Genomic DNA, 5514 nt, shown 5'->3' with positions numbered 1-5514 from the left:
ATTGAAGATCAAATACGGCGCCCAAGACGTCTCGACCCACGACAACGGCGCCTACACCGGCGAGATCTCCACGGACATGCTCGTCAAGCTCGGCTGCACTTATGTCGTGGTCGGCCATTCGGAGCGCCGCGAATACCACGGCGAGTCGAACGAGCTCATCGGCGCGAAAGCGAAGAAGGCGCTCGAGGCGGGCCTGACGCCGATTGTCTGCTGCGGCGAGGCGCTGGAAGTGCGCAAGGAAGGCCGCCAGGTCGAGTACGTCGTCGGGCAGATCGACGCGATGTTCGCCCAGCTCAGCGGGAAGGACGTCGCCTCCTCGGTCATCGCCTACGAGCCCATCTGGGCCATCGGCACGGGAGAGGTCGCCACGCCGGAGGACGCGCAGGAGGTCTGCGGGGCCATCCGCCGGAGGATCGCCGAGCTCTACGACGATTCCGTCGCCGACGCCGTGCGGATCCAGTACGGCGGGTCTGTGAAATCCTCGAACGTCGTCGAGATCATGGCCCAGCCCGACGTCGACGGCGCACTCGTCGGCGGGGCGAGCCTCAAGGCCGACGAATTCGCGAAGATCGCAACCTATTACAAGTGACTCACGCGTGTGCGCGGGCGCTTCATTGCGGCGCCCGCGCACGGCATTTATGCTTGTACAGGCACGCCTCGCGCCCGCGGGGCACTTTTGGAATGCAACCACCGCTCTGCACAGGCCAGGCAGGCACGCCTTGCGTCCGTGGGGCATCGGAAGGAAACGTTGTGAAGGTTCTCCTCATAGTCTGCGAGGTTCTCCTCGTCATTACGAGCATTCTGCTCGTCTTGTCGATTCTGCTCCACAAGGGCAAGGGCGGCGGCATCTCCGAAATGTTCGGCGGCGGCATTTCAACCTCGATGCGTTCGTCGGGAGTGGCCGAGCGCAACCTCAATCGCATCACCGTCGGCGTGGCCTTCATCTGGAGCGTGGTGATCGTCCTCATCGGGCTCATCGTGAAATTCGGCTTGTAGCGCCGCGGATGAAAGCTGCATGACTTTGCGAACGCTCTCTGGCCGAAAGCGCTCGCAAAGTCAGCCACCCAATTTTCAAACTGACAGTTTTCAAACTGACAGACGCGCCCGTTTGGCGGCTTTCAAAAAGGCCGCCGGGCGCAAGCTCGAGCCCGCTCGCAGGAAGGCAAAGTCGCCTGTTTGCGAGGCCACGGCTCGCCCGCCCAAGAAAAGCGGCGAGCCAGCCTCGTTCGCCGGGCCAGCGCTCACTCGCCGGAAGGCAGCACCCTTTCCAGACCGTGTTTGAGGACTTCTTCGTAGGCGGTGTCGGGCGTCATCTCTCGAAGCTCCTCGATCATCTTCGACTCCATTGTGCGCATCGTCAGGTTGACGCGCTGGACATCGCGGCCGGGGCGCACCATGTCGCCGAAGTCGGACCCGATCGGACGATCCAGCCGCAGCTCCCCGGAGGAGCGGAACATGGACACCCCGTCGATGGCGGTTCCCCGCGTGTGCTCGATCTCCACCGGGACCTCCAGCCGCAAGGCCAGCCACGCCGCAAGGAAAACCACCGCCGGATGGGTGCGGTTGCCGCGCACGACGGCGCGTTCGACGACGTCGTGCGGGGGCTCGTCGAGCATGGCGGCGAGGTGGTTCCTCCAGAAGGTCACGCCCGTCCACGCGAGGTCGGTGTCGCCCGGGGCGTAGCCGTCGCGCACCCGGCGGAGGATCTCGTCGGCCGGAACGCCGGAGGTCTGGGCCGTTGTGATGCGGCGCTGGGCCATGGCCCCGATCGGCGTGCGCGACGGATTCTCCGGGGCGTCTTGAACCCACCAGACGACGACGGGCGCGTCTGGCAGAAGCAGCGGGATGACGAGCGTCTCCAAATTGTCGGCCGAGCCGTTGGAGCATCGAAGGATGGCGATCTCGGAAAGGCCCGCCTCGGGGCCGACCCTCAATTCGGCGTCGACCTTCGGTTCCTCGCCGTCGATCGGGAGGACGGCGATGACGCGGCACGGATGTGCCCGGGCTGCGCCCGCGGCCGAGGCGATGGCGTCGCGGACTCCGCCCTCGTTTTTCGCGATGATGATGAGCGTGAGAACCCGCCCGAGGGCGCCCGAGCTGGCGGTCTCGCGCAGCTCGTCAAGGCGCAGACCCACCCTGGCGGTGTTCGTTCCGTTCATGTGGATGATCATGTCGGTTCCTTCCTACGGCAGGCGCCAGGCGCGGCCGTCGCGAGCGAGCATGCGGTCAGAGGCGGCCGGCCCCCAGGTCCCGGGCGCGTATTCAGCGATCGATTCGGGGTTTTCCGCCCAGTGGTTCTCCGCCTGATCGAGGAGCTTCCAGGAAAGCTCAATCTCGCGATGGCGGGGGAAAAGCGGCGGATCTCCCAGCAGAACGTCGAGGATGAGCCGTTCGTAGGCCTCGGGCGCGTATTCGGTGAAGGCGTGTCCGTATGCGAAATCCATTGTCACGTCGCGCAGCTGCATGCCCGACCCGGGCACCTTTGAACCGAGCTTGAACGTCATGCCTTCGTTGGGCTGGACGCGGATGACCAGCGCATTGTGACCCAGGCCGTCGGTCGATGGGAACGGAAGGAACGGCGGGTATTTGAAGATGACGGCGATCTCGGAGACTCGTCGCCCCAGCCGCTTGCCGGCGCGCAGGTAGAAGGGCACGCCCTTCCACCGCCGGGTTTCGATTCCCAGGCGCAGCGCCGCGTATGTGTCAGTGATCGAATCGGCGGGAATGCCCGGCTCTTCCTTGTATCCCTTGACCCATTCGCCTCCCTGCCAGCCCGACGTGTACTGGCCGGCCACGGCCGATTCGCCGACGGGGCCGTAGAACCTCGTGGCTTCCAGAACCTTTTCCTTCTCGATCCGCAGAGCCGAAGGCTCGAAGGAAATCGGCTCTTCCATCGCGGTCAGGGCGAGGAGCTGAAGAAGATGGTTTTGGATGACGTCGCGGGCGGCGCCGATGCCGTCGTAGTATCCGGCGCGGGTGCCGATGCCGATGTCCTCAGCCATTGTGATTTGGACGTGGTCGACGTGGGCGGAGTTCCACAGCGGCTCGTACAGCTCGTTGGCAAAGCGCAGCGCCATGAGGTTCTGCACCGTTTCTTTGCCGAGATAGTGGTCGATGCGGAAGACCGCGTCCTGGTGGAAGACCTTGGTGACCATGTCGTCGAGCTCGCGAGCCGATTCGAGGTCGTGCCCGAAGGGCTTTTCGACGACGACGCGCCTCCACCCGTCGTCCTCGGCGCAAAGCCCGGCCGTTCCGATCCCGCCGAGGACGGTCGGGAACAGCTCGGGCGGAATCGCCAGGTAAAAGGCGTAATTGCCGTTGGTTCCGCGCTCGGCGGACATCTTGTCCATCGTATGGCCGAGGGAACGGTAGGTCTCGACGTCGTTGTACTGGCCGTTGACGACCACGAGCCCGGACATGAGCTGCTTGAGCGTCGTCTCGGTGACGGGGGTGTTCGCGCCCTCGCGTATGGCGGCCTCGACTTTCTCCGGCAGCGACGGGTCGACCTTTCGGGCGACGCCGATGATTGTGAACGACGGCGGAAGCAGCCCGCGGTTGGCGAGATCATAGAGCGCCGGAAGAATTTTTCGACGCGACAGGTCGCCTGTGATGCCGAAAAGGACGATTCCACAAGGGCCCGCGATTCGCTGCAAGCGGCTGTCGGGTGCGCTGCGAAGCGGATTGACCATAGACTCTCAACTTTCCCCGAGATTGACTGGTGACATGCGCGGCACGTGCAAGGCCGCATATCGAGGGTAACGCGCGCGGATGCGCGGGCGGCTTTCATCCGCTCCGCGCATCCGCGGTTTCTTTTGGGTCGGCGCCGGGCCGCGGCCCGGCGCAAAGCCCGTTGTTTCGCTACTTTGCCGCTTCGATCGACTCGCGGGCCGCCTCGACCACGGCCTGCACGGTCACCCCGAATTCCTCGAAGAGCTTACCCGCCGCCGCGGAGGCGCCGAAGTGGTCGATTCCCACGGACCGTCCGGCGTCGCCCACGTATCCGGCCCACCCGAAGGTCGAGCCTGCCTCGACGGAGACGCGCGCTTTGACGTCGGGGAGGATGACGGAGTCGCGATACTCCTTGCTCTGCTCGGCGAACCAATCGAGGCTCGGAAGCGACACGACGCGGGCTCCGACGCCCTCGGCCGCGAGGGCGTCGCGCGCCTCGACGGCGAGGGAGACCTCGGAGCCGGTGGCGAGGATCTGGACGTCGACCTTGCCCGTCGGGCTGTCGGCGAGGACGTACCCGCCGCGCTTGACCCCCTCTGCGGACGTGCCTTCGAGCACCGGCAGATTCTGCCGGGAGAGGACGAGGCCGGCCGGTCCGGCGTCGCGACGCTCGATGATTCCCCGCCAAGCCGCGGCCGTCTCGTTGGCGTCGGCCGGCCTGACAATGTCAAGCTGCGGAATGGCCCGGTACGCCCACAGATGCTCAATGGGCTGATGGGTGGGGCCGTCCTCGCCCACGCCGATCGAATCGTGCGTCCACACGAAGATCGACGGAATGTTCATGACGGCGGCCAGGCGAACGGCGCCCCGCATATAGTCGGAGAAGACGAAAAACGTGCCGCCGTAGGCGCGGGTGAGCCCGTGCAGCGCGATCCCGTTGACGATCGAGCCCATGGCGTGCTCGCGGATGCCGAAATGCAGGGTGCGGCCGTAGACGTCTCCGTCCCAGTCCTCCGAGACGCGGTCCGGGGGAAGGAAGGACGGCTCGCCCTTCATCGTCGTGTTGTTCGATCCGGCCAGGTCCGCCGATCCGCCCCACAGCTCGGGAAGGACGGGAGCCAGGGCGGTCAGCACATTGCCCGAGGCGGCCCGGGTGGCCACGGACGTCCCGACCTCGAAGGACGGCAGAGCGTCGGTCCACCCTTCCGGGAGCTTCTTCGCCACGAGCCTGTCGAGCAGCTTCGAGCGCTCCGGGTTGGCCGCGCGCCACGTCTGAAGCTTCTCCTCCCACTTCGCACGCTCGGCCTTGGCGCGCTCGGCGGCGCCTTTGCGGGTGTAATCGAGGACTTCCGCGGCGACGTCGAAGGACTTCTCCGGATCAAAGCCCAGGACCTTCTTCAAGCCGGCGAGCTCCTCCGCGCCGAGCTTCGCTCCGTGGGCGGCCCCGGTTCCCTGCTTCGTGGGGGAGGGCCAGGCCATGATCGTCGACAGGCGGATGAACGAGGGCCTGTCCGTGACGGCCTTGGCGTTTTCGATCGCCTCGTAGAGGGCCTCGACGTCCTCCTTGTACTCGCCGCCGCCGTTTGTCCAATCGACGTGCTGCGTGTGCCAGCCGTACGCCTCGTAGCGCCCCAGGACGTCCTCGGTGAAGGCGATCTTCGTGTCGTCCTCGATCGAGATGCGGTTGTCGTCCCAAATGACGATGAGATTGCCCAGGTGCTGCGTTCCGGCGAGCGAGCAGGCCTCGCTGGTGACGCCTTCCTCGAGGTCGCCCTCTCCGGCGACGACGTAGACGAAATGGTCGAAGGGGGACTGGCCTGCGGGGGCGTCGGGGTCGAGCAGGCC

At 65.9% G+C, this 5514-nt stretch carries 5 protein-coding genes; 2 read left to right on the top strand and 3 right to left on the bottom strand.

Annotation, left to right across the window (positions count from 1 at the left end):
- A partial coding sequence (tpiA, locus tag ACO48X_RS08335; protein ID WP_485001623.1) for a triose-phosphate isomerase occupies positions 1-589 on the top strand: 589 nt, incomplete at its 5' end.
- 161 nt (positions 590-750) lie between these two features.
- Complete coding sequence (secG, locus tag ACO48X_RS08330; RefSeq protein ID WP_485001621.1) at positions 751-996, top strand: preprotein translocase subunit SecG; 246 nt, start codon at positions 751-753, stop codon at positions 994-996.
- A gap of 245 nt (positions 997-1241) precedes the next feature.
- On the opposite strand, the gene ACO48X_RS08325 is transcribed toward secG, so the two are convergent.
- The 3 genes from ACO48X_RS08325 to ACO48X_RS08315 all read right to left on the bottom strand — a co-directional run.
- Positions 1242-2171, bottom strand: coding sequence for a glucose-6-phosphate dehydrogenase assembly protein OpcA (locus tag ACO48X_RS08325; RefSeq protein WP_485001620.1), 930 nt, complete (start codon positions 2169-2171; stop codon positions 1242-1244).
- Between the two features lie 12 nt (positions 2172-2183).
- On the bottom strand, positions 2184-3689 hold the full coding sequence (zwf, locus tag ACO48X_RS08320) for a glucose-6-phosphate dehydrogenase (RefSeq protein WP_485001619.1): 1506 nt from the start codon (positions 3687-3689) through the stop codon (positions 2184-2186).
- A gap of 169 nt (positions 3690-3858) precedes the next feature.
- Positions 3859-5514 (bottom strand): transketolase family protein (locus ACO48X_RS08315; RefSeq protein WP_485001618.1); only part of this gene is annotated, 1656 nt, incomplete at its 5' end.

The sequence above is a fragment of the Peptidiphaga sp. genome (assembly GCF_057238965.1).
The sequence above is the reverse complement of the archived record's forward strand: the minus strand, read 5'-3'. Positions and strand labels throughout refer to the sequence as shown.

Coding starts and splice junctions, on each gene's coding strand:
- zwf (WP_485001619.1), bottom strand. CDS start 3,689: ATGGTCAATCCGCTTCGCAGCGCACCCGACAGCCGCTTGCAGCGAATC.
- ACO48X_RS08325 (WP_485001620.1), bottom strand. CDS start 2,171: ATGATCATCCACATGAACGGAACGAACACCGCCAGGGTGGGTCTGCGC.